Annotated in this window: 22 protein-coding genes; 10 read left to right on the forward strand and 12 right to left on the reverse strand. The window is 34.8% G+C overall.

Annotated features, from left to right (window positions below):
• Positions 1 to 184: 184 nt before the first annotated feature.
• Positions 185 to 1918, forward strand: a complete 1734-nt coding sequence (locus AC1RNE_RS13000; protein ID WP_492801368.1) for a hypothetical protein — start codon at positions 185 to 187, stop codon at positions 1916 to 1918.
• A 266-nt stretch (positions 1919 to 2184) separates the two neighbouring features.
• Here the strand turns inward: AC1RNE_RS13000 and bla are convergent, their stop codons facing one another.
• From bla to AC1RNE_RS13030, 6 genes are all read right to left on the reverse strand, one after another.
• Entirely contained in the window at positions 2185 to 3087 is a 903-nt protein-coding gene (gene bla / locus AC1RNE_RS13005; RefSeq protein WP_492801369.1) for a class A beta-lactamase, subclass A2, read from the reverse strand.
• 113 nt (positions 3088 to 3200) lie between these two features.
• The gene (locus AC1RNE_RS13010) at positions 3201 to 4049 is read right to left on the reverse strand and encodes a carboxylesterase family protein (RefSeq protein ID WP_492801370.1); all 849 of its coding nucleotides are present in this window, start codon (positions 4047 to 4049) and stop codon (positions 3201 to 3203) included.
• 26 nt (positions 4050 to 4075) lie between these two features.
• A complete protein-coding gene (locus AC1RNE_RS13015; protein ID WP_492801371.1) occupies positions 4076 to 4690 on the reverse strand; it encodes an HD domain-containing protein in 615 nt (204 codons plus the stop codon).
• An 84-nt stretch (positions 4691 to 4774) separates the two neighbouring features.
• Positions 4775 to 5173: an inner membrane protein YiaA gene (yiaA, locus tag AC1RNE_RS13020; protein WP_309924142.1), complete on the reverse strand. Its 399-nt coding sequence runs from the start codon at positions 5171 to 5173 to the stop codon at positions 4775 to 4777.
• 186 nt (positions 5174 to 5359) lie between these two features.
• Positions 5360 to 6148, reverse strand: coding sequence for a type 1 glutamine amidotransferase domain-containing protein (locus AC1RNE_RS13025; RefSeq protein WP_492801372.1), 789 nt, complete (start codon positions 6146 to 6148; stop codon positions 5360 to 5362).
• A gap of 95 nt (positions 6149 to 6243) precedes the next feature.
• Positions 6244 to 6807: a Crp/Fnr family transcriptional regulator gene (locus AC1RNE_RS13030; RefSeq protein WP_492801373.1), complete on the reverse strand. Its 564-nt coding sequence runs from the start codon at positions 6805 to 6807 to the stop codon at positions 6244 to 6246.
• 241 nt (positions 6808 to 7048) lie between these two features.
• On the opposite strand from AC1RNE_RS13030, the gene AC1RNE_RS13035 reads away from it, so the two are divergent.
• Positions 7049 to 8167, forward strand: a complete 1119-nt coding sequence (locus AC1RNE_RS13035) for a DUF2891 domain-containing protein (protein ID WP_492801374.1) — start codon at positions 7049 to 7051, stop codon at positions 8165 to 8167.
• 69 nt (positions 8168 to 8236) lie between these two features.
• Here the strand turns inward: AC1RNE_RS13035 and darG are convergent, their stop codons facing one another.
• The 3 genes from darG to AC1RNE_RS13050 all read right to left on the reverse strand — a co-directional run bounded on the left by darG (position 8237) and on the right by AC1RNE_RS13050 (position 12366).
• Positions 8237 to 9265: a type II toxin-antitoxin system antitoxin DNA ADP-ribosyl glycohydrolase DarG gene (gene darG, locus AC1RNE_RS13040; protein ID WP_492801375.1), complete on the reverse strand. Its 1029-nt coding sequence runs from the start codon at positions 9263 to 9265 to the stop codon at positions 8237 to 8239.
• Positions 9266 to 9277: 12 nt separating this feature from the next.
• Positions 9278 to 9904: a type II toxin-antitoxin system toxin DNA ADP-ribosyl transferase DarT gene (gene darT / locus AC1RNE_RS13045; protein ID WP_492801376.1), complete on the reverse strand. Its 627-nt coding sequence runs from the start codon at positions 9902 to 9904 to the stop codon at positions 9278 to 9280.
• Positions 9905 to 10038: 134 nt separating this feature from the next.
• Entirely contained in the window at positions 10039 to 12366 is a 2328-nt protein-coding gene (locus AC1RNE_RS13050; protein ID WP_492801377.1) for a TonB-dependent receptor, read from the reverse strand.
• Between the two features lie 360 nt (positions 12367 to 12726).
• Here AC1RNE_RS13050 and AC1RNE_RS13055 point away from each other — a divergent pair, with 360 nt between their 5' ends.
• The 6 genes from AC1RNE_RS13055 (at position 12727) to typA (ending at position 20613) form a co-directional block, all read left to right on the forward strand.
• Entirely contained in the window at positions 12727 to 13233 is a 507-nt protein-coding gene (locus AC1RNE_RS13055) for an RNA polymerase sigma factor (RefSeq protein ID WP_492801378.1), read from the forward strand.
• Positions 13234 to 13497: 264 nt separating this feature from the next.
• Positions 13498 to 14967: a bifunctional phytoene desaturase/3,4-desaturase gene (crtID, locus tag AC1RNE_RS13060; protein WP_492801379.1), complete on the forward strand. Its 1470-nt coding sequence runs from the start codon at positions 13498 to 13500 to the stop codon at positions 14965 to 14967.
• 34 nt (positions 14968 to 15001) lie between these two features.
• Entirely contained in the window at positions 15002 to 15844 is an 843-nt protein-coding gene (locus AC1RNE_RS13065; RefSeq protein WP_492801380.1) for a phytoene/squalene synthase family protein, read from the forward strand.
• A gap of 166 nt (positions 15845 to 16010) precedes the next feature.
• Entirely contained in the window at positions 16011 to 16508 is a 498-nt protein-coding gene (locus AC1RNE_RS13070; RefSeq protein WP_492801381.1) for a hypothetical protein, read from the forward strand.
• Between the two features lie 126 nt (positions 16509 to 16634).
• A complete protein-coding gene (locus tag AC1RNE_RS13075; protein ID WP_492801382.1) occupies positions 16635 to 18473 on the forward strand; it encodes a sensor histidine kinase in 1839 nt (612 codons plus the stop codon).
• A gap of 331 nt (positions 18474 to 18804) precedes the next feature.
• On the forward strand, positions 18805 to 20613 hold the full coding sequence (typA, locus tag AC1RNE_RS13080) for a translational GTPase TypA (protein WP_492801383.1): 1809 nt from the start codon (positions 18805 to 18807) through the stop codon (positions 20611 to 20613).
• Positions 20614 to 21174: 561 nt separating this feature from the next.
• Here typA and AC1RNE_RS13085 read toward each other — a convergent pair.
• On the reverse strand, positions 21175 to 22905 hold the full coding sequence (locus tag AC1RNE_RS13085; protein WP_492801384.1) for a hypothetical protein: 1731 nt from the start codon (positions 22903 to 22905) through the stop codon (positions 21175 to 21177).
• Between the two features lie 359 nt (positions 22906 to 23264).
• On the opposite strand from AC1RNE_RS13085, the gene panB reads away from it, so the two are divergent.
• Complete coding sequence (gene panB / locus AC1RNE_RS13090) at positions 23265 to 24080, forward strand: 3-methyl-2-oxobutanoate hydroxymethyltransferase (RefSeq protein WP_492801385.1); 816 nt, start codon at positions 23265 to 23267, stop codon at positions 24078 to 24080.
• Between the two features lie 51 nt (positions 24081 to 24131).
• Entirely contained in the window at positions 24132 to 24857 is a 726-nt protein-coding gene (locus AC1RNE_RS13095; protein WP_492801386.1) for an RluA family pseudouridine synthase, read from the forward strand.
• On the opposite strand, the gene AC1RNE_RS13100 is transcribed toward AC1RNE_RS13095, so the two are convergent.
• On the reverse strand, positions 24823 to 25008 hold the full coding sequence (locus tag AC1RNE_RS13100) for a hypothetical protein (RefSeq protein WP_492801387.1): 186 nt from the start codon (positions 25006 to 25008) through the stop codon (positions 24823 to 24825). The two genes, AC1RNE_RS13095 and AC1RNE_RS13100, sit on opposite strands and share 35 nt — an antisense overlap.
• Positions 25009 to 25305: 297 nt before the next feature.
• On the reverse strand, positions 25306 to 25716 hold the full coding sequence (locus tag AC1RNE_RS13105; protein ID WP_492801388.1) for an RrF2 family transcriptional regulator: 411 nt from the start codon (positions 25714 to 25716) through the stop codon (positions 25306 to 25308).
• Positions 25717 to 25765 lie beyond the last annotated feature (49 nt).

Genomic DNA, 25765 nt, shown 5'->3' on the forward strand with positions numbered 1-25765 from the left:
TAAGTACTGTACTTGCCTCTAAAAGATTTTGATAAAGCAAAAAATATAATAGGTTTTTGATACTACATGCTTTGGTAATCGTAGATGAAAATCTTTTTTAATATCAATAAAACCGATTTTAACACTCTAATAATCAATTATATATAGCGAATTTCCTGAGCTTTTGTAATTAGTTGTTGTACTTATGAAAATAACTTTTACTCTAATTAAATTTTTTGGGGAGAGATGCTATGGTTGTGTAATACTATTCATCGTTGTTTCAACCCTTATTCCAGCGTCTGCTCAGGATTTTTCGAATATTAGAGGGCAAAAGCCTGTGAGCCTTAATGGTACTTTCGAAAGCCGTGGGACTTTTTATGATGCGAGCGGTATCGCAAATCGCCGTCAGCCGTTTTCGTACCTGTTCAACGTGGCAGCTACGTTAAATATTTATGGATTAAGTATTCCTTTTTCGGGTACGTATAGCGAAGCCGACCGCTCTTTTAGGCAGCCCTTTAACCAATTTGGTATTAGCCCTACCTACAAATGGATTACCTTGCATGGTGGTTATCGCAATATTGACTATTCGCCATATACATTGGGTGGTCACACGATATTGGGAGGAGGAGTAGAACTACACCCTGGCAAACTGCGCGTAGGATTTATGTATGGTAAGCTGAACCGTGCTACTACGATTGATACTACTACACAAGCGTTAGTGCCTTACTCATTCTCGCGAACAGCTTATGCAGGTAAAATAGGCTATGGTACTGACAATGCATTTTTTGAATTCAGTTATTTACAAGCCAGGGATGATAGCACGACGGTCTCCCGTAAAGATGTAAAAGCAGACCAATATATAGCACCTGCCTCAAACAATGTATTGGGCTATAATACGCGCATTACCTTCTTCAAAAGATTAACGTTAGAAACAAGGGGAGCAGTAAGTGTTTATACCCGTGACCTTAATTCGCCTATTGCCATTGCCGAAGATAGCAAAGCGGTTCAAGACATAAGAAAATATATTGATGTAAATGGCACTACCGAATTTTATACTGCATTGGATGCTTCATTAAGTTACCGTGCTAAAAACTATAGGCTTAAGGTTGACTATAAACGCATTGACCCTGAATACAAAACGATGGGCTCGTATTTCTTCAATTCAGATGTTGAATCATGGACGTTTGGGCCTAGCCTGAATATCTTTAAAAACAGGTTGAGAATAAGTGGTAGTTTAGGGTTTCAGCACGATAACTTACTGAATCAAAAACGGTCGACGAATAAACGAATTATCGGCTCGGGTAGCCTAAGTCTGGATATCTCTCAGGCATTCGCATTGGATATGAACTATAGTAACTTCTCGAACAATCAGATGCCTAATACACTGCGTTTATATCCAGATTCGTTGCGTATTGTGCAAACTACTCAAAATGCTACTGTATCGCCACGTTATACGATTATTAAGCCTAATCTGATTCAGACTATCAGCGTTTCGGCATCTCAGAATCAACTCAGTGATTTTAACCAGATAATTACTAGCGGAGAAGCGTCAAACAGAACGATTGATACGAAGCAATACATGGCTAACTATTCAATTAATTTCCCTAAAAAGAGCATGGGTGCTTTTGTAAATATTAATAGAACTGAACTAACGAGTACGGTATTAAACAATACTTATCAAGGGGTTACCTTAGGCTTTTATGGTACATTCATAAAAAAATTACAGGTTAACGTGAATAACTCGTTGACACAAGGTATTACGGAACAAGGTAAAAGTTTACTCATCAGTGCAACAGGGCTTGTCAGCTATAATATAACCAAGCGACAACAATTGAGGACAGCACTTTTCTATACCTCTAACAAGCCAACACCAGGTTCTAGTCAGACAAGTTTTAATGAATTTAGAAACGAGCTCAGTTATATCGTTAACTTCCGCTAACAGGATAAATGGATAGTAAAATGGGTCATCTCCACTTTTAAAAGCAAAAAGAAGCGGTCTAAAACTAACTTTAGATCGCTTCTCTTTGCTTAATGTTCTCCGAATTCCTACTGTTTGAGCGGAGCGAGTTTAGGAATTCTTGATTTTTTTGTTACTTTTTGCATCAAGGCAAAAAGTAAGGACGACAATAAACCCTAAATCTTCTAAAACTCGCTATTTATTAGAAAATTTGGGATGACTCATGTCTTTACATTTAGCCCTAACAACTATTTTTTGCTCTTATTGATGTAATAATCCCAGACTAACTTCGATATATCGGCAATGATTTTTTCATTGGTTTGTTCATTCTCTTTAGAGTTTGCTACATAAAAACAAATAGCAAAATGTTTACCATTGGGTAAAGTTACAATACCGATATCGTTGATTGCAGAGGTTATTCCTGCTTGATTAGTACCAGATGTTCCTGTTTTATGAGCCACTATTGTTCCTGAGGGTAACTGAGCTTTGATTCTGTTTTTACCCGTTGAAGTTTCAACCATGATTTTCCATAGAAAATCATGACTTTTTTGAGATAGAATTTTTCTTTCATAAAACTTTTTAAGCAATGCGATGGTCGCTTGTGGAGTCGTCCAGTTCAAAAACTGCACAGCCCAATCTTTGTGCATGGCTTCTTCGTTTGCCAAGATTGCTACATCTTTTATACCAATACTGTGGAGGTATCGATTAGCGACCTTTTCTCCCCCAATAAGTCGGAGTAATATATCACACCCATTATTATCACTTTGAGAGACAGTATAACCAAGAATTTTATCTAAAGAAACATTTACATCACCATTTGGATAATCATCTCTCAGCGGACTCCAAGTGTCGGGTAATAAATCACTTTTTTTGATAAAAATATTTTGTGTTAACGTAAAACGTCCTTTATCAACTTCGTTCAAAACCGCCAAAGCAATATGAAATTTAAAGACACTTTGCATCGGGAAATGCGTGGTATTATGAATGCTTAAAGTGTCCTTGTCTTCAAGTCCATAAACGGCTAGCCCTACAGTAGCTTTTTTTGTTTGGAGGATTTGCTCAATGTTGACTTTTAAAGCATCTGTCTGAGCAAAAACAGTATCCTTAAAAGATGAACATAAGAATAAAGTAATGAGGAATATTTTGTTCATGATGATATTAAAATAAGGAGCTAAAAAAGTGTTTGATTGTTGTATAAGTCTAAAAATGTAATGATTAGTTGAAGTTACGACACTGTTAGAATTTCTACAATATCAGAAAATTTTTATTTTTTCCGTTGTTTAAACAACCACTCTGGTATTGTTTCTCCTAATATTTGTCTTAGAAAAATATTGTCGTGTGTAGTTTGTTTAAGTCTCCAAAATCTAGTTTTATAGTTCGTGTTAATCTCCTTATAAAAGATGTCGTCGCTATCGATAGGATTTTCCGTATCATCAATACCGTGAATTAACCAAATAGGGATTTTTGATAATTGCTTATTATTATCAAACTGTGGGATTCCTGCAATACTGACGCCAGCGGCAAATAGTGTTGGTCTGGCAGACAGTGCGTTAATGACAGTTGACCCTCCCATAGAAAATCCTACTACGTATATTCTAGTGGTATCAATATTAAGACTTTGTTTTAGAGAGTCTATCAATTGTAAGGCAGTATGTAAGTTGTTCCGAGGTGTTGATGTAAGGATATTTCGATGCTTATCCAAAGCGTAATCTGATGAACGGGTTGAGAATTGAGGAGCTAAAACATAAGCTGGATATTTCTTTTGAATTTCGGGAAGTAACCAAAGTTTAGCTAATACTCCGAGCTGAGCTTTATTATCATCTCCTATGGGACGCCCTGCACTATGAAATACAATAACTAAGGGTAACTTGTCAGTAGATTTAGGGTTAAATAGACGATACTTTATGATAATATTTTCTTTGCCAACAAATGTACTTGTATCAAAGAGGTCGTTTTCTAAGCTTCTAATGTTAGCAATTTCTTGTTTTGCTTTAGTGGTATCGGTACTAATATCAATAGTACTGACTCCAAATGAAGATTTAGTTGTTGAACAAGAAACTGCGAATAAAGAAAGGCAAATCAATAAAATAATATAGGTTTTAGTCGATGTCATAATAAGAGGATAGGTCGTTTGCAAAATTAAAGTAACGCTAATTCATTCATGAGGTTTTGTTTCGCTTGTTTTTCAAATTCGTTGAAGAAATAATCAGTTTTATAGATGCTGTCCATTGCTAAAAAATGCTTTAATACCTTTTTCCGTCCAGCATTGTAAATTAAATTGGGATAATAAGAATATTCTTTTCTTACATTTTTACAATATTCAAAATAGATTTCCCAGTCTTGCCCAAGTACAGAAAGGTCAGCATCTGTAAAATAATTAGTATCAGTTTGTTGATTAATCAAATGGCTTTTTGTTGCTAAAATCTGCTGTTTACAAACCTCAATCATCTGAGATGGAATAGCAAGTTGTTGCATTCTATTAACAGCTAATTCAGCACTTTTTTCTTCATTATCTGATTTTAAAGCATTGTAAATAATATCATGATAGTAAAGCGAGAATAGCACAGTATCCCAATCTTGAATACTTGTTTTTACTTTATTGAGTTGTATTAATAAGTTATCAAGATGCTGTAATGTATGATAATATCTTTTTTTGCTTGAATAGTGCTTCTCAATTTCCAACCATAGTTCATTAATAAGCTCATGGTTGCTTGAATATTTTGTCAGTAAAATGATGAATGTTTCTTGAAGCATAGAATGAGAGGATTATAAAACAATAATAACACTGTGTCTCAACAGTGTTATTAGTATTGAATCTATTAGATTTTTAACCTTGTATTAGTCTTTCTTTTCTGCATTCAAAGAATCTCTAGTATTTTTTTGAACAGCAATAGCTCCAAAAATAGATAGTAGGAAGGCAAATGCATAAAAGCCTTTTTCGCTTGGTAGTAAAGTGGCATTCCAAAGTCCAACGACTAAGAGGAGGATTGATAAAATAGTAGAGAACCAGCTAAGCCCATAGTAAATATCTGTAACGGGAACACCTTCAAGTCGGTCACGAACACTTTTTTGAACAGAGATAACAGAGAAAAGTCCGTACATTAATACGGTGAAATAATATCCTATTTCATTAAGTAACATCTCAGATCTCCAAAGTCCTATAAGAAAGCCTACCATTCCTGTGCCTAAGGCAACCCATGATGCTCCGATAAAAGCGGCTGATGGTTTTTGATACATTGATTTTGTGGTTTTATTAGTTTGGAAATCTATTTACTATTTACAAACATAAAATAAAATCAGTGAAAATCTATGTCAATGATGATAGAAATTATCAGAGAGTGAAGCAAGGGTAAAACTTAATGAACATATACTTGAATAAACGCCCATTAAGGCTTTTATTAACCTTAATGGGTAGTCCTTCAATTATTTTAATTGTTGTAATTCTTTTAAAGTAGCCACACCAACAGCGTGTGCCGACTGTGGATTTTGTCCAGTTATCACGCGTTGGTCAACTATTACGTGTGATTGCCAAAGTCCTGATTTTTCAAATTTTGCTCCCCGTTCTATAAGTTTGTTTTCTAAACTAAACGGCACTACCTTTTCAAGACCCACAGCAATTTCCTCCTCATTGGTAAAAGCATTAATCTTTTTGCCATCTACTAGATATTTCCCATTACTCAATTTGATGTTTATTAATCCCGCAGGACCATGACAAACAGCACTTATTAAACCATTGTTTTCATAGATTTTAGTAGCAATGGTTGCTAACGCTGTATTATCAGCAAAATCCCACATTGTTCCATGTCCACCTGCATACAGAATACCAATATATTCGTCAGGTTTAACCTCCGAAGGCTTCATCGTATGTTCAATTTTGTGGCGATATTCGGCATCTTCCCAAAACTTTTTGTTGATAGGATCTGCTAAATCGAAACCATCAACAGGAGCTTTTCCTCCTTTGGGACTCACAAAATCAATTTCATATCCTGCATTATGTAATACTTCCCAAGGGTGCGTAACTTCTCCAAGATAATAGCCTGTTGGTTGTCCCGTGTTGCCTTTTTTGTCGTGGCTAGTTACCACGAATAAAATTTTCTTATTCATCTTCTTTGATTTTAATATTTGTGCCTTTGTGTTGTTAATACCCAATATTAGGGTGCATCCTGCTATCAGCATTATGCTTGTTAAAATACTTTTTAATGTGCTGTTCATTGTTGACTGTTTTAATATTACAGTACAAAATTCAGCACATTAGGGCGTTTAGCACAGGAAGTATATCACAAGTTTGATGTGATGTATGTCACATATTATGAAGAAAGACGGCTCAATGTTTCTCTGGAAACACCTAAATAAGAAGCAATTACAGTTTTGGGAACTCTCTGAAAAAGGGTAGGATATTGTTTGAGCAATTGGTCATATCGCTCTTTTGCACTATTATTTAAAAGAGATAATATTCTTCGTTGTAAAGCAACATATCCCATATTAGATTTCTTTCTAAAAAAATGTTCGATTTTATGAAGTTCAGCACAAATCTTTTCACGGTTGTCAAGCGATAAACAAAGAACCTCGACAGGCTCAATACAATCTATATTAAGGATAGCTTTTGACTGATTGAAATACGCTTGATAATCAGTTACCCACCAGTCTTCCATAGCAAACTGTAAGATATGTTCTTTGCCTTCAGGGGAAATATAGTAAGCCTTTAACAATCCTTTGATTACAAAATAGTCGTTGAACACAAATTCGTTTTCTTGAACCAAAAACTGATGTTTCTTTAGTTTTTTTGTGGTAAAGTGCGACAAGATATAATCAAACTCTTGGTCTGTTAAGGGGCTGATTTTCTCAAAATGCTGTCTTAATGCTTGGCTCATTTGCGCTTTTTAATATCGGTTTAGTTTGTTTTTTAAACAAGGTGGAGAACGCTACTAGGTCAAATAGTTTTGTAAAAATGAAGGACTATCTCTTTATTTTAAAACACCATATAGACTTCTTTGTTGACTTTATGATTAAAATTTTTGCAAAATAGAAATAGTATCGATACCTTTCTAATAACACTTTATCAATGTTTATTCAAAAATAGTATAAACCAATCAACAATTAAAAACCTTACCCATGATTATCAAAAATGTATTACTCACTGCGTTGTTAGCTTGCGGATTATCAGTTTATGGGCAACAAAATCAATATTTAACGGTATCAAAAGACGGGAGTAAAGTAGGGCTAAGTGCGGAGGGAGCTTCATTCTTAGCAAATCTGCCCCTGCATTGTATTCAAACAGAATATCCCAACAAACCCAATCATACGATAGAAACGGCACAAGAAGTGACACTTAGTCCGAAACAATTGCATCCAGCCTTTTATGGTTGTTTAGATTGGCATTCTTCCGTTCATGGGCATTGGATGTTGGTAAAGATACTCAAGACTTACCCCAATTTACCTGAAACACAGCAAATCATTGCGGTGTTAGAAAGTAGTTTTTTAGCAGAAAATCTACAAAAAGAAGCAGATTACTTTAGCCAATATAAGCTTGCAAAAGGCTTTGAACGTACCTACGGGTGGGCTTGGTTGCTCAAATTAGACGAAGAATTATTGACTTGGGATAATCCAATGGCCAAACGTTGGCATAAAAGCTTACAACCTTTGACACAAGTAATCGTACAAAAATGGACGGAATACTTACCTAAACAAACGTATCCTAACCGAACAGGCGTACACCCTAATACGGCCTTTGGGATGGTGTTTGCGCTAGATTGGGCTCGTACGACTAAAAATACTTCTTTTGAACAATTATTAGTACAACGAAGCAAAGACTATTATCTCACTAATAAAGCCGTTGCTGCTACCCTTGAGCCAGATGGAACAGACTTTCTATCGCCCAGTCTTGAAATTGCAGATTTGATGAGAAGAGTATTAACACCACAAGCATTTCAAAAATGGTTCAATCAATTTTACACAGCAGAAGGGCTTAAAAACGTACTACAATTACCCATTGTAAGCGACCGTTCTGATTATCAAATTGTACATTTAGATGGATTAGCATTAAGTAAAGCTTGGTGTTTATTAGGCATCGCCAAGCAATTACCCACTACAGACTCACGCAAGAAACAATTTCAAGAAAAGGCTACGACATTTTTACAAAAAACCTTACCCAATATTGCAAATGGAAATTATGGAGGCGACCATTGGTTAGGGTCATTTGCTATGTATGCTTTGAGTTTGGAGAGGGAGTAGTCTATTATTAAATCCTAAAATAAGCTTGACAATTTCTTCAAGCTTATTTTAGCACAATAAAAATATTAATTAAACAAAATCTGCATTTTGAATATGATTAATTGATAATGCTATATATTTTGGATTTGAAAACAAGCTTCGTTTTCTATCGCTCCACTCTGCTAATTTTTGAATAACTTCTTCTTTATTCAAACTCCTATTAATAGTTATATAGTCAATGCTTGATAGCAGTTCTAATGAAAAATCTGAATAAAATCCATTCAAAAAAGTTGTTGTCTTTTCAGCAATCTCAAAAAGTTCATTATTACTTTCAACTTGACTCTTTACAGTTTCATAACCATCACCCACTAATGTTAATGGTTCAAAAGGTTTCTTGTTCATATCGCTATAGCCCATAATATAACTACCATTCAATGCATTTAGAACAAACCTTACTTTTCCAGAATAAGGACCATAAAAATTAGGTTCAAATTCAAGCTTGAAATACTTTTTAGCTCCAAACCTTTGTAGAAAATAGCATACTTTTTCACTAGCGAATTCAGATACATATTCACCATTCTTTACTAAATCATATAATACGTAAAGCAACAATGCTCTAGCATCGGTTAGTTTAACCCTTTCTTGTTTTAGATATTCTATAATTTCAGCAGTTGGTTCGTAAACAAAAATGTCGGTTTCCAAATGATTGAGTTTTTGTTCTATTATTTTTTTTACTTTCTCCCATTCTAGCCCTCCGTTTCCTGCACCAAGTGGGGGAATAGCAACGCTTTTAATTTGATTTGTTTCAATAACCTCAATCAAATTATTTAGTCCCAGTTCAATAAAACTATATTCTGATGGTTTTCGCCAGCTTTGTTTAGTAGGAAAATTGATTATTATTTTTTCCCCTGAACTTATATTACTATCCTTTGATACAAATAATTTGCCAATACCTATTTTTTCTTTCTTGCAAGCCTCAGCGTAGGCTTTGAAGTTATTTGGATAGGCTTTTTTAAATTGCAAAGCAATTCCCTTACCCATAACACCGTCTGTGTTTACGGTATTGATTAAAGATTGTGCTTTACTTTCTAAAATATTTCCAGTGATGTACTTTATCATAATTCCTTCATTTTAAAAATAAGCCTTTGGGATAATTTTTATTTTTTCATTTTCAATCCCCAAATCAATTAATTTTCGATAGGCTTTGTCGTTATAGCAGCCGAATCCAATTATTAGTTCAGAAGATAAATTATCTGATACCAAAAACTCTGCTTGCTTATTTCGCTTTGTATTTAAGTTTTCTTGTCCTCCCCAATAATTAGCTTTTATAGAGCTCCAATCAATTATATTGGCTAACTCTTGAATTTTACTATTATCATAAAAAGAAGTAAACTTATCCGTTGCATGACCATCACTAAAGTAATATTTTATTTCCGAATTGACTATCATTTTTAATGAACATACAAGATAGACAATGTCTTCTGGCTGAGTTGCTTTTTCTACAAAATTTCCACCATTTTGTATTACATATAACATTGGCATTTTTACTCCAAAATAAAATGGAATGAAATCACCCAAAATAATAGTATTAAAATTCTGATTTGAAAAATCTCCATTATCCACATTTACTTGCTTCGTACTTCTTGTATCAATTAAGCTTAAATCACCAATAGTAATAAAGTTCGGATTCGCATTAGATGAATTCCTATGAGTAATGCCATGATTGAGAATATGAGGTATATTATCAATATGTGTCATACGGTATAGTTTAATATTATCTAATTCCATTTAGATTGTTATTCTATCCAAAGTTACTCTTTTTGTTTTTTTTAGCAATATTCAAATTATCTTTTTTCTGTTCTTGTCTATCTAAATACAAATTGTATTTCCTTCTAAAACCCATACTTCACCCTAACCGAAACATTCCTCCCCATATCATCCGTAAAGTACCTAAAACGATTAAGGTATTCGCGGTAAGATAGGTTAAAGGCATTGCTTACGCTTAAACCAATACTCACTTTGTTGATAGTAAAACCTGCATCTGCTTTCCAAAGGCTGTAGGCTGGCGGAGGAGGAAGGAAATCGCTATTTGCTTCTACTCGGGTTTGTTTGGCTACTAATGAATTGCTGATACTGATAAAGGCTCCATGCTTTTTGAAGTCGTATTTTAAAGTACTTTCCAGACGGTCGGACGGAATATTTACCATGTATTGATTATCTAAAATATCCTTGGCTCTTACCATCGAATACTTTTCAGTAATTGAGATTTTCTCAGTAATCAGATAATTGGCAGAGAGGTCAATTCCTGCAAAGCGAGCGTTTACTTGGGTATAGTCAAAGGCAGGGAAAGCTCCACGTACAGTAAGCACAGTTTGCAATACGCCATTTTCAGAACGAGGTTTTAGATAAATAAAATCATCAATAAAATTCAAGTAAGGACTAAATTCCAGACTAAATTTTTCGCTACTATAATTGGCAGAAAAGCTTAAATTATGAGCCACTTCGGGCTGGAGGTTGATATTCCCTTTCTCATAAGCCGCCGCTCCGTGGTGAATGCCATCAGAAAATAATTCATTCATATTGGGCGCTCGCCAAGCAAGAGCCGCATTGAATTTAAAATCCCATTCATTATTCAGCGTATAAGTAGCACCAGCAGTAGCCGAAAAATTATTAAAGCTAAATGAATTATTGTAAGCCTGATTATTGAAGGTAAGTCCATAAGCCTCAGCATTTCTAAGGTCATAGCGGAGACCAGTTTCAAATTCCCAACGATTTTTCAAATAACGTTCTATCAAAAATATTCCAACCGTACTTACTTGATAATTAGGAATGAGTACGGTATTCACCAAGGGTTTTTTCAATTCATAAGAGGAGGAAAGGTTTTCCTGATACATCCCACTGATACCTACGGAACCTGCAATTTTATTGAAAAGTGGTTTATGGTCGAGCAACAACTCACCTGTATACGTCGTAAGCTTAAAATTTAAGGTATTAAGATTTCTGTTTCCTCTCGGAACGTCATACTCTAAACGCCAATCATATTGACGAGCCAGTGTGAGTGTCCATTTCCCCAAATTTTCAGCAATATCAAAGCTCTTTAGCTTTAATAAATGATGGGCTAAGTCTTGGTTGGGGCGGTTGATGTTATAACTTGGTGAAGTCGGCGTATATGCTTCGTTAGGTTGGGGGTTATTGATAGCATTCTGTAAGTCTGTTGTGTTACCAATGTGTGAACCTGCAAAAATGCCCAATTGAGTATCGAAATAACTAAAAAATAGCTCGCTACCATAATGTATTTTGTTGTAGCCAAGCGCTACAGAAAAATTCCTTTCTTGTACTCCTGTATTGGCCATGTAATAATTGGCCGTTTTCAAATCACCTCCGCGTTTATAAGTGCCTTGCACACGCCAAGAAAAACCTTTTAGTTGAGCCAAGCCGCCTTCTGCAATACCCGAAAATACACCCATTCTTCCATTTGAAAAACCAGCCGTATTGATTTCACCATGAATATTAACAGAGTCGGGTAGGGGGGCGGGTTCTACCATGATAACGCCTGCAATAGCATCCGAGCCGTAGCGTACGCCAGCCGCTCCTTTGATAACGGTTAGTTTTTTGGCGACAAAGGGGTCAATCTCGGGGGCGTGTTCACTGCCCCATTGTTGTCCTTCCTGACGGATACCATTATTTAAAATCAACACCCTGTTTGAATGCATTCCATGAATGATGGGTTTGGAAATAGAGCTTCCCGTTTGCAGGGTAGTTACACCAGTAATGCCCTTTAGGGATTCACCCAGACTTTGCCCACGGGTTTGATCTAGGGCTTGTCCTTCTAAGATGCCTTTTGATTGTGTAACATCCTGTACTTTTTTGCCACTGACTACTACTTCCTGCAAATGTTCATCTTTATCTTCTAAAGAAAAATCTTCATGGTGTTCTGTAGTGAGGTTGACTGGGACTTCCACTTTCTGGAAACCTACTGCTTGACAGATTAACACATAATTCCCTTGGCATAGATTTTTAAATGAATATATACCCTTAGCATCTGTAAAAGTGGAGATGTTAGTGCCTTTAATATAAATAACAGCACCAGGCACTACTTGGTGAATATCTTTTTCGTGGACTACGCCTTGAAGTGTGCAAAAACAATTTTGAGATTGTGCTGTTGTGGAAATCCCTTTTAAGATAAATACCGTAAGTATAAAATAATATATGCTTTTCATGAACGATGATGAAGATTGAGCATGCAATTTACTGATATTTTGGCAATCGATTTCTAATATTTGCAACAATATTGCATTAAAATTTATTATAGTTTATCATTTAATAAAAAGATATACATCACATACAATTATTTAATATGTCCATAGAATTATTTTTGTTTAATTTAATTTGAAATTTATTAAACAAAAATAATTCTATGGAAGCGTCATTTTCTTGCTATATAATAATGTTTTATAGGTTAAATTAATTTAATTAAACTGATAATTATCATGTTATCATAAAATTAATTTAGAAAATATTTGCTTTTTTGTTTATATAATATATATATTTGTTAAACAAAACATCAACAACTTAAACCTATGACAACATTAGAATTTACATATCATATCGGAAAAGTATCAAAATCATTAAAGCCCTTCGCTATGAAACTCACAAGAGACTATGAAGAAGCCAATGATTTACTACAAGATACTTTATTAAAAGCCTTTACTAATCGCGATAAATACACAGAGGGTACTAACCTAAAGGCATGGTTGTACACTATTATGAAAAATACGTTCATCACTAATTATCAAAGAATGATTAGGAAGAATACTTTCATAGACACCTCGGATAACCTACATTATATCAATTCACTTGAAAGTAGCACCGACAATTTAGCTAATAGTGCTTTTGCCATGAATGATATCAATTATGCTATATCAACCTTAGAAGATTCTTATAAAACCCCTTTTATCATGTATTTCAGAGGGTTTAAATATCATGAAATTGCAGAGAAACTAGATATTCCAATCGGAACAGTTAAGAATAGAATTCACATTGCTCGTAAAGAGTTAAAGGATAGATTACACATGTACTCGTATTAGTTGATTGTTTGAGTTACGCTTCATCATTACCAAGAACTCTCATCAACTAAATCACTATTGTGGTTATTGCAAGTCAGAAACACCACAATGTATTAGTTTTTGGTTAACAGAAGAATTCCACAAAAGGTCGGGCAATAGTTCGACTTTTTTGTTATGCTGATTGTCTTAAAAATTCATTAATTAAAAATCAATCAAACAAAACAAGTTTATCTTTGTTAGAAGCTAATAAGGAAATGCATAAATCTCCTTCGGGAATATTGTTCAATGAAAGTAATAGTAATAGGGTCAGGCTTTTCGGGATTATCAGTTGCAACAAGTTTAGCAGATAAAGGATACGAGGTTACTATTTTAGAGAAAAATAGTATGGCGGGGGGAAGGGCAAGAGTTTTTAAAGCAGAAGGCTTTACTTTTGATATGGGTCCAAGCTGGTATTGGATGCCTGATGTTTTCGAGAATTACTTTGCTAAGTTTAATAAAAAACCATCCGACTATTACGATTTAGTTCGCCTAGATCCTTCTTATGCGGTGATTTTCGGAGAGAATGAGACAGTAGAGCTGCCAGCGAGCCTTGATGCATTAGGTAATTTGTTTGAAGGAATGGAAGCGGGAAGTAAAGAAAAATTTCAAGAATTTTTGCGTCAGGCTGAATACAAATATGATGTAGGAATGAATCAATTTGTCTGGAAGCCTTCTGTGAGTATTACAGAATTTTTGAGCCTGAAATTGTTATATGATGTAGTTCGTTTAGATGTGTTCCAATCTTTCGCCACACACATTCGCAAGTTTTTTAAAGACGAGAGAATCTTAAAATTAATGGAATTCCCTATTTTGTTTTTAGGGGCTACGCCCGAAAACACTCCAGCGATGTATAGCTTAATGAATTACGCTGAAATGAAATTGGGGACTTGGTATCCGATGGGGGGGATGTTCAAAATCGTAGAAGGAATGGTTGCTTTGGCAAAGGAGAAGGGAGTAGCGCTACGCTTAAATCATGAGGTTCAGAAAATAGAGGTAATAAAAGGTACAGTAAAAAAAGTAATTACTAATCAGGGAGAATTTATAGCTGATATAGTGGTGGCTAGTGCCGACTATCATCATGTGGAGGATAAATTACTAGAAGACGAATTCCAAAATTATGATGAAGATTATTGGAATTCAAGAGTGATGTCTCCTTCGTCGCTTTTATTTTATGTAGGGGTTAATAAAAAGATTCCTAAATTATTACATCACAATTTATTTTTTGACGAAGATTTCAAGGTGCATGCCCATGAGATTTATACGGCACCACAGTGGCCATCAAAACCATTGTTTTATGTCTCTGCTCCGTCAAAAACAGATGTCAGTGTTGCTCCCGAAGGCTGTGAAAATTTATTTTTGTTGATACCTGTAGCCCCAGATTTAATAGATACGGATGAAACTCGCGAGCAATATTATCATATTATCATGGAACGACTAGAGAAATACTGCGGTGTTCCTATTCGGGATTCAGTGGTTTTCAAAAGAAGTTATGCCCATAACGATTTCAAAACTGACTATCATGCTTTTAAAGGTAATGCATACGGTTTGGCAAATACGTTGATGCAAACAGCTCTTTTAAAGCCATCTTTGAAGAGCAAAAAAGTTAACAATTTATTTTATACAGGACAGTTAACCGTCCCAGGGCCTGGTGTACCACCATCATTGATTTCGGGCATAGTAGTGGCTGAAGAAGTAAGTAAGGCATTCAAAGTTTAGTACAAACTCAGCAAATAAAATCAACTACCAGTTAATGAACCACATGGATTTATATACAAAGACAACCCTCGGATGTAGTAAGCTCATTACTGAACATTATAGCACGTCTTTTACTTTAGGCATAAAAACTTTAGATAAACGTTTTCATTTACCAATTTATGCGATTTATGGTTTTGTTCGTTATGCTGATGAAATCGTAGATACCTTTGATGGCTTTGATAAAAAAACATTATTGAGTCGTTTTAAAGCCGAAACGTATATATGTATTAAAGAAGGGATTAGCCTGAATCCTGTGTTGCATTCATTTCAGTTGATTGTGAACCAGTATAAAATTGACCACGAGTTGATTGAAGCATTTTTACATTCGATGGAAATGGATTTATATTTTGCCGACTATAATCAAGAGGGATATAAGGAATATATTTATGGTTCGGCCGAAGTAGTGGGGCTGATGTGTTTAAGGGTTTTTTGTGAAGGAGATACCGCCATGTATGAGGTATTGAAAAACGATGCAAGAAGATTAGGCTCTGCTTTTCAGAAAGTTAATTTTTTAAGAGACATTAAGTCAGATTTTCAAGAAAGAGGACGAACATATTTTCCGAACGTAGATTTCAGAAATTTTACTTTGGAAGATAAAAAAATGATTGAAGATGATATCCAAGCAGATTTTGATGCTGCTTTGCGAGGAATCCTTGCATTGCCCAAAGGGGCAAAATCAGGGGTATATCTGGCGTATAGATACTATCTGAGGCTATTTGATAAAATAAAACTTTGTCCTGCCTCCAAAATACAAAATGAGAGAATCAGGGTACCCGATTTCCAAAAAATTGCTTTATTAGCAAGTACCTATTTTCAGATAAGGCTCAATTCTCTTTAATTTCTGCTGCATTAATATCAAAACCACTAGCTTCATCACGAATCTGGTGGTTTTGTTGTATTATCCCTTTTTTGCTCAGAAATATCATAATATTTGTAATTTTGAGTTATTAAATTACCTCTAATATATCTCTAAATTGTCATATATCTCCAAAACCTACATTAACATGGAAAACATCTACAGGAAGTATTACTTTCTTAGTCAAAATCAATTAAAAACTATCTTTGAAAGAGGCAAACAACCTATTACTTCCGATTTGATTGGCTGGGAGTTTATAGGGGTTAATATTGGTGTATTAACAAAGGTGTTGGGTATTAGAAAATTCTTTAAAGTATTTACCACGCATATTGAAGGAGACGCAGTAATTGGCTATAATTTAAAAGCGCAGCAAAACGGGCTTGATGAACCCCACCTTAAATCTTTAATGACAAACAATACCGATGGATATTATCATGTTTCGGAAGATGGGTCATCAAAAACACTATTGATTAATTATGGGCATCACCAAGCGAATGCGAAATTTTCGCCAGTAAGATTACTCCGTGATTATCTAGTGGAAGTAGAGCCTGATATCTATTTAGGAAAAGCATATTTGAAGTTTTTTTCCTTTTTTGTACCGTTAACATATTTTGTATTGAGAAAATACCAAAAGAGACTAGATTAGGCACAGGTTTTTTGTAAGTTAATAACGTCAATAAACGGCATATTTATAAAATGCTTGGGTTTATTGAAAAACATTCATTGCTTTCTTTTACTATACATATTAGTGAAAGCGAGCACAACTATTATTATGAAAGAGGTAAAAGGTTTTTGTCTAATCTTCTTATTTACACAGCTGTTTTTCTTTGAAGCATTTTCTCAACGTCAGGTCGTTATTGATAATCCTAACGAGTCCCGAATCATTGGTAGAGAAATTGAAATCTTTGAAGATAAAACGGCGTCCTTAACTTTTGATGAAGTAAGTAAACGACGTGATATTGACGCGTATTTTACTAGAAGCTTACAAACAAATCCTAATTTTGGAATTACTTCTTCTGTTATTTGGGCAAGGGTAACGTTGCAAAATAAAACAACACAAAGACTATTCTTAGAGATTGCCGAGGCTACTATTGATAGCATTATTTTCTATAAAATAGATTCACACAATAAAGTAACCTTAAAAAAATCGGGTACTTATGTGCCTGTTACAGAAAGAGATTTAAAAACCAATTTCTATTTGTTTGATTTAAACATCCCTGCTGGCGAAACCTGTACGTATTATATACGTTTCCAGACATCCCTGCCTTTATTGTTCCCCATGCGGGTTGCTCCGCTTAAAGTCTATTTTGAAGATAACCACCCTAAAGACTTAATGCAGGGCATTTACTTGGGCATTATGATAGTAATGGCAATCTTCAATTTCTTCATTTTCTGTACAGTTCGTACTAAGGTGTACCTCTATTATGTCATTTACGTTTCCTCATTTGCGTGCTTTTTCGCGTATAACAAAGGGATTTCGCATGAATTTATATGGCCAAATGCTGTTTGGTTCAATCGCTTTACGCCCATTTTTATTTCAATGGGCATAATATTCAGTCTATTATTTGCAAACAGCTTTCTGAATGTCCAGCGTTATTTACCTATTTCCAACAAAATTTCTCGTGTTTTAATCATACTCATTTTGCTCTTTCTGGTGGGTCATTGGATGGGGCTAGGTACTACTAGCATTATATTATTAAATTCAATCGCTTTTGTGGCAGTAATTTATGTGTTAGTAATTGCCACTTACGTATGGATGAAGGGCTCAGAAGAAGCGCTCTTCTTTTTAAGTGCATGGTCTATCATGCTGATAAGTGCTTTGATATTTATCATGCAACTTTCAAACATTTTGCCAAGCGATAATTTTACAAGGAATGCACTACAGGTAGGGTCGGCGCTAGAAGTAGTGCTTCTATCATTTGCTTTGGCTTATAGAATCAATAAAGACAGGAAGGAAAAAGAACAATTTCAGGCGGAGGTAATTACACAATTGAAAGCCAATGACCAAATGAGAAATAGAATAGCACGTGATTTGCACGATGACATTGGTTCTACCTTAAGTAGTATTGGTATTTTAAGTCAAGTTGTTGAAAACCAAATTGATAGAAATCCTACTTCGGTAAAAGATTTGATTCATAGAATTAGTGAGAGCTCGCAAAAAGTACAGCGTTCGCTAAGTGATATTGTCTGGACAACAAAACAAACGGAGGAAAGTCTGGATAGTGTAATCGTAAAGATGAAGGAGTTCACAGCCGAAATGCTAGAGCCCAAAAATATTGATTATAGTTTTAATGTAGCAGACTTAAGTAAGATTCAGTTTTCTCCCTTAAAGCAATATAATATCTACCTTGTTTTTAAGGAAGCTGTTAATAATAGTGTCAAGTATGCACAAGCTACTTACCTTGAAATTGCTATTTATTTTACAGAAGAATATTTTACTGTGATTGTGAAAGACAATGGAATTGGCTTTGAAGAAGTCAACATCAAACAGGGAAATGGGTTAAATAATATGAAAGAAAGAGCCGCTGCTATGAACGGGAGTCTTCAAATCTTGACGCAACCATCTAAAGGAACATTAATAGAACTGAAAGTACCGCTGAGTATTAAATAGAACTTAACGAAAGCTCTGGTTTTGGTAAATTGTATTATTGCTATTTTTTCTTTTATAATTTATATTAAATCCTTCGAATTAATATTTCTAAATCTACTTCTAGCCATTGATTTACAATCATTTAACTCTTTTATGCCAAATCTGGGGCTTCAATTTATTTCTTTGTTATTTTTTCAAGCTAATAGCATTTTTCTAAGATAATATCCTTACCTTTGCACCCTTAAATGTAAATTTGGAAATCAGATAGTTTGAAGAGTATAATTCTTACAATTTCATTTTCAAATTAATTCATCGCACGGGCGAGCCCGTTTCAAATTTTCAAATTGAAATCATGCAAAGTATTCGTAACATTGCCATCATTGCTCACGTTGACCACGGTAAAACTACCCTCGTTGATAAAATCATCCATGCTTCAAAGTTATTTCGTGATAACCAAGAGTTCGGAGATTTAATTCTTGACAACAACGATTTGGAGCGTGAACGTGGTATCACTATCGTTTCTAAAAACGTATCTGTTCGCTACAAAGGCGTAAAAATTAATATTATTGATACTCCGGGTCACTCTGACTTTGGAGGTGAAGTAGAAAGAGTATTGAAATTGGCTGATGGTGTTTGCCTTTTGGTGGATGCTTTTGAAGGTCCAATGCCTCAAACTCGTTTTGTATTAGGTAAAGCAATCGACTTAGGTTTAAAACCTATCGTAATCATCAATAAAGTAGATAAAGAAAACTGTCGCCCTGACGAAGTACACGAGCAAGTATTTGACTTGATGTTCAACTTGGGTGCTACAGAAGACCAATTAGATTTCCCTACTTTGTATGGTTCATCTAAACAAGGTTGGATGAGTACTGACTGGAAACGTAAAACGGAAGATATTACTGAATTATTAGATGTAATCATCGATACGATTCCTCCAGCACCAGAAAACGAAGGTATCCCACAAATGCAGATTACATCTTTAGATTATTCTTCATTCGTTGGTCGTATCGCTATTGGTCGTGTTCACCGTGGAACTTTCAAAGAAGGTATGCAAGTAGCTTTGATGAAGGCAGATGGTTCTGTAAAAAGAATGAAAATCAAAGAACTTCAAGTATTTGAAGGACTTGGAAGAGTAAAAGTTGCTGAAGTAAGTGCTGGTGAAATTTGTGCAATGATGGGTATCGAAGATTTTGAAATCGGTGATACAGTTACTGACTATGAAACTCCTGAAGCATTACCAAGAATCTCGATTGATGAGCCAACAATGAACATGTTGTTTACCATCAATAACTCTCCATTCTTTGGTAAAGAAGGTAAATTTGTAACATCTCGTCACTTACGTGATCGTCTATACAAAGAAACTGAGAAAAACTTAGCGTTGAAAGTTGTTGCAACTGACTCTGAAGATAAATTCTTAGTATTTGGTCGTGGTATTCTTCACTTGTCTGTATTAATCGAAACGATGCGTCGTGAAGGTTATGAATTACAAGTAGGTCAACCACAAGTAATTTTCAAAGAAGGTGAAAATGGCGAGCGTTTAGAACCAATCGAAACTTTAGTAGTTGACGTTCCAGACGAATCTGCAGGTAAAGTAATCGAATTGGCTACGCAAGGTAAAGGTGAGTTGTTGATTATGGAACCTAAAGGTGACTTACAACACTTAGAATTCAACATTCCTTCACGTGGTTTGATTGGTATGCGTTCTAAAGTATTGACAGCTACTTTCGGTGAAGCTATCATGGCACACCGTTTCAAAGCTTATGAGCCTTACAAAGGAACTATTGCTGGACGTATCAATGGTTCATTGATTTCTATGAACTCAGGTGTTGTTACTCCTTATGCTGTAGATAAATTACAAGATAGAGGTGTTTTCTTTATCGACCCTACTGAAGAAGTTTATGCAGGTATGGTAGTTGGAGAGCACAACCGTCAGAATGATATTGAAGTAAACCTTCAGAATGCGAAACAATTGACTAACATGCGTGCTTCTGGTACAGACACAAATGTTAAAATTGCTCCGAAAATCCAGTTCTCTTTGGAAGAGTCTATGGAATATATCCAAAAAGATGAATACTTAGAAGTAACGCCAAAGTCTATTCGTATGCGTAAAATTTACTTGGATCCAAGTATGCGTAAACGTATGGAACAAAAAGCAGACTAGTAGAAAAAACGAAACCCCTCTGATTCATGTCGGAGGGGTTGTTTATGTTACCACTAATTGCTTTATTATTTGTACTTATATAGACAAGCTACTTTTTTTAAAGGTTGCTTGATAAGTAAAAAAAAAATAAACTTTTTTTGAAGTACTGATACATCTCTACATTTATTCATTCTCATTGTACTTTTTAGTCTTCTTTCCACCACTTCCATTTACTTTTCTGTATTCTTTACTGGCTGCATAAATCTGTATAGATTTATTGTTAGTAACTAATTGTTAATTGTGTTCCCGAAAATTATCAAGCATGATGTATTCTAAACTAGAATGCTATGTAAAAGAATAGCCTTGGGTATTTTAGACTATTTGTAGCGACTTGTAGGGGTAATCCTTGCGGTTACCGTTTATTAAATCGATACTTTGTTAACGATACGGTAACAGCAAGGTTTACCGCTACAAGTAATTTATTTTAAAACACTAAAACTCAATTGAATTCATACAAACGAAAAAAGCATTCCGAATTGAATTCAGAATGCTTTTTTCGTTTTATCTAATATTTAATCCTAATTACTTTTTCTTCGGTTTGTCAGGAAGAATACGGATATCATCAGGATTTTTAGGGTCAATATAGAATCTATATTTTGCTACTGGACCAACAGGCTTACAATCACCAGGATTCAAGCGTTGAACTTCGTATTCATAGATTGATGGATTCTTCGGTAATGGAAGATCATCAGGCCATTTTACTTTAGGATTCTCTGTTACGTTTTCGTAGTTAACATAGTTGCTTGCAGGCTTCGTAGATTTTTTACGAGGTACCAATTTCTTAGGAACAACAGCTACAGCAGGTTTAGTTACTTTACGACGTACTTTTGGTTTGATAGAGCTTGGTGCTGTAGTTCCTCCAAATACTTTAAACATATACTGGTCAGTAGTAGGTTTAGTTGGCGTAATTGAAGCTACAGGTTTTGCTTTATAACCAAAGCTAGCAGCATCTGCTTCTGAGAAGTGTTTGTTCTGAACTACTGACTGTACAGAGTAGTAGTAGAAGTCACCTTCGTCACCGTTAGCTAATGCAACATTATCAGGCAATGTTAAGCTAGTATTTTTAGTTGTCTGCTGATAGATTGGAGTATCTGAACCATCAGCTTTGTAAAGTTTGAACAAATATTCTTCCTGATCTGGATTAGGAGAATTGCTTTTCCATTTGAATACAGGTTTTTCAGCAGATTTATAATCATACATCTTTCCGTTTTCTCCTAATATTGTTGGAGCATACACCACGATTGGTGCTGGCGGAGGAGGTAATAGCGTATAAACAGTTTTACCGTTGTCTTCACCAAATGTATGTGATAATGCAAGTCCGAAAGTATAACCTCCGTGTGTGCTTAAATCTTCTTTGGTTAAAGTTTTAGTAGATCCTTGAGAAACGTCTTGACCTACTGTTGTAAATGGAGTTTCTGTAACGAAACCTTGTGCGTTAAGGCCTAATGCCCATGTTTTACCTACTTTGTAAGTTACATCTAAGGCAATAAGTCCGCCAAGTTTATTTTTTGAAGCAGAAGAGTTCATTCTAAAAATCAATGACTGTGCACCAAAATTTCCGTCTTGTAAATAAGCACCAAAACGAGGAGCAGAAGTATTGAATAAACCACCACGAGCATCAAGATTCACATTTAATTTTTTACCAATCGGAATGTCCAATGATGGTCCAATCAATAAATAAAAATCTTCCATGCTCGATATCTTATCATATTTCAAATCATTTCTTGTAATACCAGCAGGGATTTTTCCAGACAATACTAAAGCATCATAATTTTTATAGATACGTCCATCTGGACCATTATAATCATCACCAACCTGAAAGAACTGATAACCTCCAGTGATACCAAGACCAATTATACCCCATTGACGTGTCACTGAAAGCGAGTTAGAACCACCCGGTTTCAAGAACATCGTTATATCTTTGCCATTTACTGTGTTTCCAACAGGGATCGAGACCCCTACTCTATCAGTAAGCTTCCAGTAACGTTTGCCTTGAGTAGCTTTTAAGACATTGCTGTTTTTGTAAAAAGCAGAATCTAAATAATACCCGTCTGCAACCGTTTTTACAATTTGACCATTTGAATAGGTCGTCGTTGTAATTCCATTGTCTGTGATTGTACTTACAATCGTTGGTTTTTTACTAGAGTCTTGAGCAAATGACGGATTGCTTAGCGCTAAACACGTCAATAAACCCAGGCCAATCTGAGCAGACTTGTTTTGCAATAGACTTCTTGTTGAAAAAATCTGTTTCATAACTTGATTTGATTTAGTATAAATGATAGGGACTGAAATAGATTTATTAGATAAAATGAATATAAGAATGAATATAAGATTTATCAAGTAAAAGTACCCCTTTTTTAGTAAATATTTAGTGATATTCTCTGAAAAAAGCACTTATTTTGAAAAAAAGCATATCGAAATATATTTTAACTATTTTAGATACTAATAAATCTTAAATTTGTACATTATTTAATTTTACTTGGACTATATATAAATATCTGTACTTAATTTAAATTGAAAATCGATTTATTTTTCATGTAAAAGAATCATTCAGCTTAAAAGTATGTATTTATGTATATCTTATTTGTAACGAAAAAAAAGCTTAAAAAATCATGCCAGTGAATAACGAAATCAAACGAATTACTACACATATTTTGCAAGAAATGAAAAATAGGGGTGAAAAAATCTCTTGCCTTACTGCTTACGACTACTCTATGGCTCGTATTGTAGATGCAGCAGGCGTAGATTTAATCCTCGTTGGTGACTCGGCATCGAACGTGATGGCTGGACATGAAACTACTTTGCCTATTACACTCGACCAAATGATTTATCATGCTACTTCGGTAGTGAAGGCTGTAAAAAGAGCATTGGTTGTTGTGGATATCCCTTTTGGTTCATATCAGGGAAATTCTTCTGAAGCACTTCGTTCGGCTATCAGGATTATGAAAGAATCTGGTGGGCATGCCGTGAAAATGGAAGGTGGCTCAGAAATTAAAGAGTCGATTATCAGGGTATTGAGTGCAGGTATCCCCGTGATGGGGCATTTAGGCTTGACGCCACAATCAATTTATAAGTTTGGGACGTATAATGTAAGAGCAAAAGAAGACCAAGAAGCCAATAAATTGATAGAAGATGCACAAATGTTGGACGAAATTGGTGCTTTTGGTGTTGTACTTGAGAAAATACCTTCAAGTCTTACTAAAAAAGTATCTCAGAGTATCACCATACCAACAGTTGGAATAGGAGCAGGTCCTGATGCAGATGGGCAAATCTTAGTAATTCATGATATGCTTGGCATCAATAAAGAATTTAAACCAAGATTCTTAAGAAGATACGCTGATTTGGATGGCATTATGAATGAAGCAATCACACAATATATTCAGGACGTAAAATCAGTTGATTTTCCGAATGAAAAAGAGAGTTATTAATCAAAAATCGAGTTTAAATAGTAATTGAACTCGTAAAATCAAAAATAGAAAATGAAAGATTTTCACGTAGTATATGAAGACAATCATATTATTATTGTCAACAAGAGGGCTGGAATTTTAGTGCAAGGAGATTCAACAGGGGATAGAACATTGACGGACGCCGTTAAGGAATATATCAAAAAAGAATATAATAAACCAGGAGATGTATTTTTACATCCTGTTCATCGCCTAGATAGGCCTGTTAGTGGGTTGGTAATTTTTGCCAGAACGTCTAAAGGGCTAGAGCGCATGATGGAGCTGTTTAGAAAAAGGGATATTCAAAAAACTTATTGGGCAATTGTTAGGCGTAAACCTAAAGAAGCAAAGGGTAAGTTAATTCACTGGATTGTTAAAGACGAAGCGAAAAATGTGGTGACGGCTCATGAGACTGAAGTAAAAGGCTCGCAAAAAGCGGAACTTAATTACAAAGTATTAGGCGAAATCAATAAACATTTTTTGATTGAGGTAGAACCCATTACTGGCCGTCCTCATCAAATCAGAGTTCAGTTAGCCTCAATGGGTTGTCCTATTCGTGGAGACTTAAAATATGGGTTTGATCGCCCCAATGCTGATGCAAGCATTAACTTACATGCCAGAAGGGTGTATTTCGTTCATCCGATTAAGAAAGAACCTATTATTTGTAAAGCGGCTGTCCCTACTAATGCTTTCTGGGAAGAGTTTCTTGAACTTGATCCAGACGATTTTAAGCAAAAGAATCTGGATTTTCTTCATGAATAATAGGATGTGCCACATCTCTTGATATCTGCTCTACAAGGTCGCTAATAGAGTGTTTAACACCATGAAGAATGCCCGAAACAATGCTCAAAGGAAGTATTAATGGTAGAAATACTAGCCATTGTAGAATCATGAATTGATTAAACTTTTTCATTTTATTAGATAGTGGTTATTGTGAACAATTATGTTGTAAAAATAATAATAATTCTCAATATAGCAATATTTAATAGGTTGAAAATATTACAATTATTTAATGCTTATTATGCAAATAATTATGAAAATGCTTTCTAATCTTAAAAAGAAGCATTTTTTGGAGCTAAAAAATTGAAAAAAGGTTTTTAAGGAATGGGAAAAAAATAAACTTTTTTCCTTGAAAGAATACCAATTTCAATATTTTGTAAAAGCTGATATAAGCCAAAAAAATAGCCCAAGCATCAGCTTGGGCTATTTTTTATTTTACTAAATCCATTAATGTATTGTCCTCTAAAACAGCAAGATTGGCGTCTCTCCATTTTTCCATAACGTTTCTTAATGAACAGCTTTCTTCGTCTCCACAATCATCACATTTGCCATAGAAATGTAATGATACACAGAGCGTTGGCGAAATAGGGCCGTCAATGATACGAATGATTTTAGCGAAAGAAACTTGGTCAGGTGGTATTCTTAAATAATAACCGCCACCTTTACCTTTTTGGCTTTGTAAAAGCCCATGATTGCGTAATTCAAGAAGAATTGCTTCTAAAAACTTTTTGGGAATATTTTCTGATTCAGCAATATTTGAAATAAGTAATGGCCCTTTTTCATATTCACGAGCTAGAACCTTTAGGGCTTTCAAAGCATATTTAGCTTTTTTAGAAATCATAATGATGAAGTTTTAATTTAGTTGCTTCGCCAATAAAATAGTTTTGATG

The sequence above is a fragment of the Arcicella sp. GW822-FHT02H01 genome, assembly GCF_058802005.1.

Coding starts and splice junctions, on each gene's coding strand:
- AC1RNE_RS13000 (WP_492801368.1), top strand. CDS start 185: ATGAAAATAACTTTTACTCTAATTAAATTTTTTGGGGAGAGATGCTAT.
- AC1RNE_RS13085 (WP_492801384.1), bottom strand. CDS start 22,905: ATGAAACAGATTTTTTCAACAAGAAGTCTATTGCAAAACAAGTCTGCT.
- darT (WP_492801376.1), bottom strand. CDS start 9,904: ATGACACATATTGATAATATACCTCATATTCTCAATCATGGCATTACT.
- AC1RNE_RS13030 (WP_492801373.1), bottom strand. CDS start 6,807: ATGAGCCAAGCATTAAGACAGCATTTTGAGAAAATCAGCCCCTTAACA.
- AC1RNE_RS13075 (WP_492801382.1), top strand. CDS start 16,635: ATGAAAGAGGTAAAAGGTTTTTGTCTAATCTTCTTATTTACACAGCTG.
- bla (WP_492801369.1), bottom strand. CDS start 3,087: ATGAACAAAATATTCCTCATTACTTTATTCTTATGTTCATCTTTTAAG.
- AC1RNE_RS13105 (WP_492801388.1), bottom strand. CDS start 25,716: ATGATTTCTAAAAAAGCTAAATATGCTTTGAAAGCCCTAAAGGTTCTA.
- AC1RNE_RS13010 (WP_492801370.1), bottom strand. CDS start 4,049: ATGACATCGACTAAAACCTATATTATTTTATTGATTTGCCTTTCTTTA.
- AC1RNE_RS13065 (WP_492801380.1), top strand. CDS start 15,002: ATGAACCACATGGATTTATATACAAAGACAACCCTCGGATGTAGTAAG.
- AC1RNE_RS13035 (WP_492801374.1), top strand. CDS start 7,049: ATGATTATCAAAAATGTATTACTCACTGCGTTGTTAGCTTGCGGATTA.
- AC1RNE_RS13050 (WP_492801377.1), bottom strand. CDS start 12,366: ATGAAAAGCATATATTATTTTATACTTACGGTATTTATCTTAAAAGGG.
- yiaA (WP_309924142.1), bottom strand. CDS start 5,173: ATGTATCAAAAACCATCAGCCGCTTTTATCGGAGCATCATGGGTTGCC.
- AC1RNE_RS13095 (WP_492801386.1), top strand. CDS start 24,132: ATGAAAGATTTTCACGTAGTATATGAAGACAATCATATTATTATTGTC.
- typA (WP_492801383.1), top strand. CDS start 18,805: ATGCAAAGTATTCGTAACATTGCCATCATTGCTCACGTTGACCACGGT.
- AC1RNE_RS13055 (WP_492801378.1), top strand. CDS start 12,727: ATGACAACATTAGAATTTACATATCATATCGGAAAAGTATCAAAATCA.
- AC1RNE_RS13025 (WP_492801372.1), bottom strand. CDS start 6,148: ATGAACAGCACATTAAAAAGTATTTTAACAAGCATAATGCTGATAGCA.
- AC1RNE_RS13015 (WP_492801371.1), bottom strand. CDS start 4,690: ATGCTTCAAGAAACATTCATCATTTTACTGACAAAATATTCAAGCAAC.
- crtID (WP_492801379.1), top strand. CDS start 13,498: ATGAAAGTAATAGTAATAGGGTCAGGCTTTTCGGGATTATCAGTTGCA.
- AC1RNE_RS13100 (WP_492801387.1), bottom strand. CDS start 25,008: ATGAAAAAGTTTAATCAATTCATGATTCTACAATGGCTAGTATTTCTA.
- panB (WP_492801385.1), top strand. CDS start 23,265: ATGCCAGTGAATAACGAAATCAAACGAATTACTACACATATTTTGCAA.
- darG (WP_492801375.1), bottom strand. CDS start 9,265: ATGATAAAGTACATCACTGGAAATATTTTAGAAAGTAAAGCACAATCT.
- AC1RNE_RS13070 (WP_492801381.1), top strand. CDS start 16,011: ATGGAAAACATCTACAGGAAGTATTACTTTCTTAGTCAAAATCAATTA.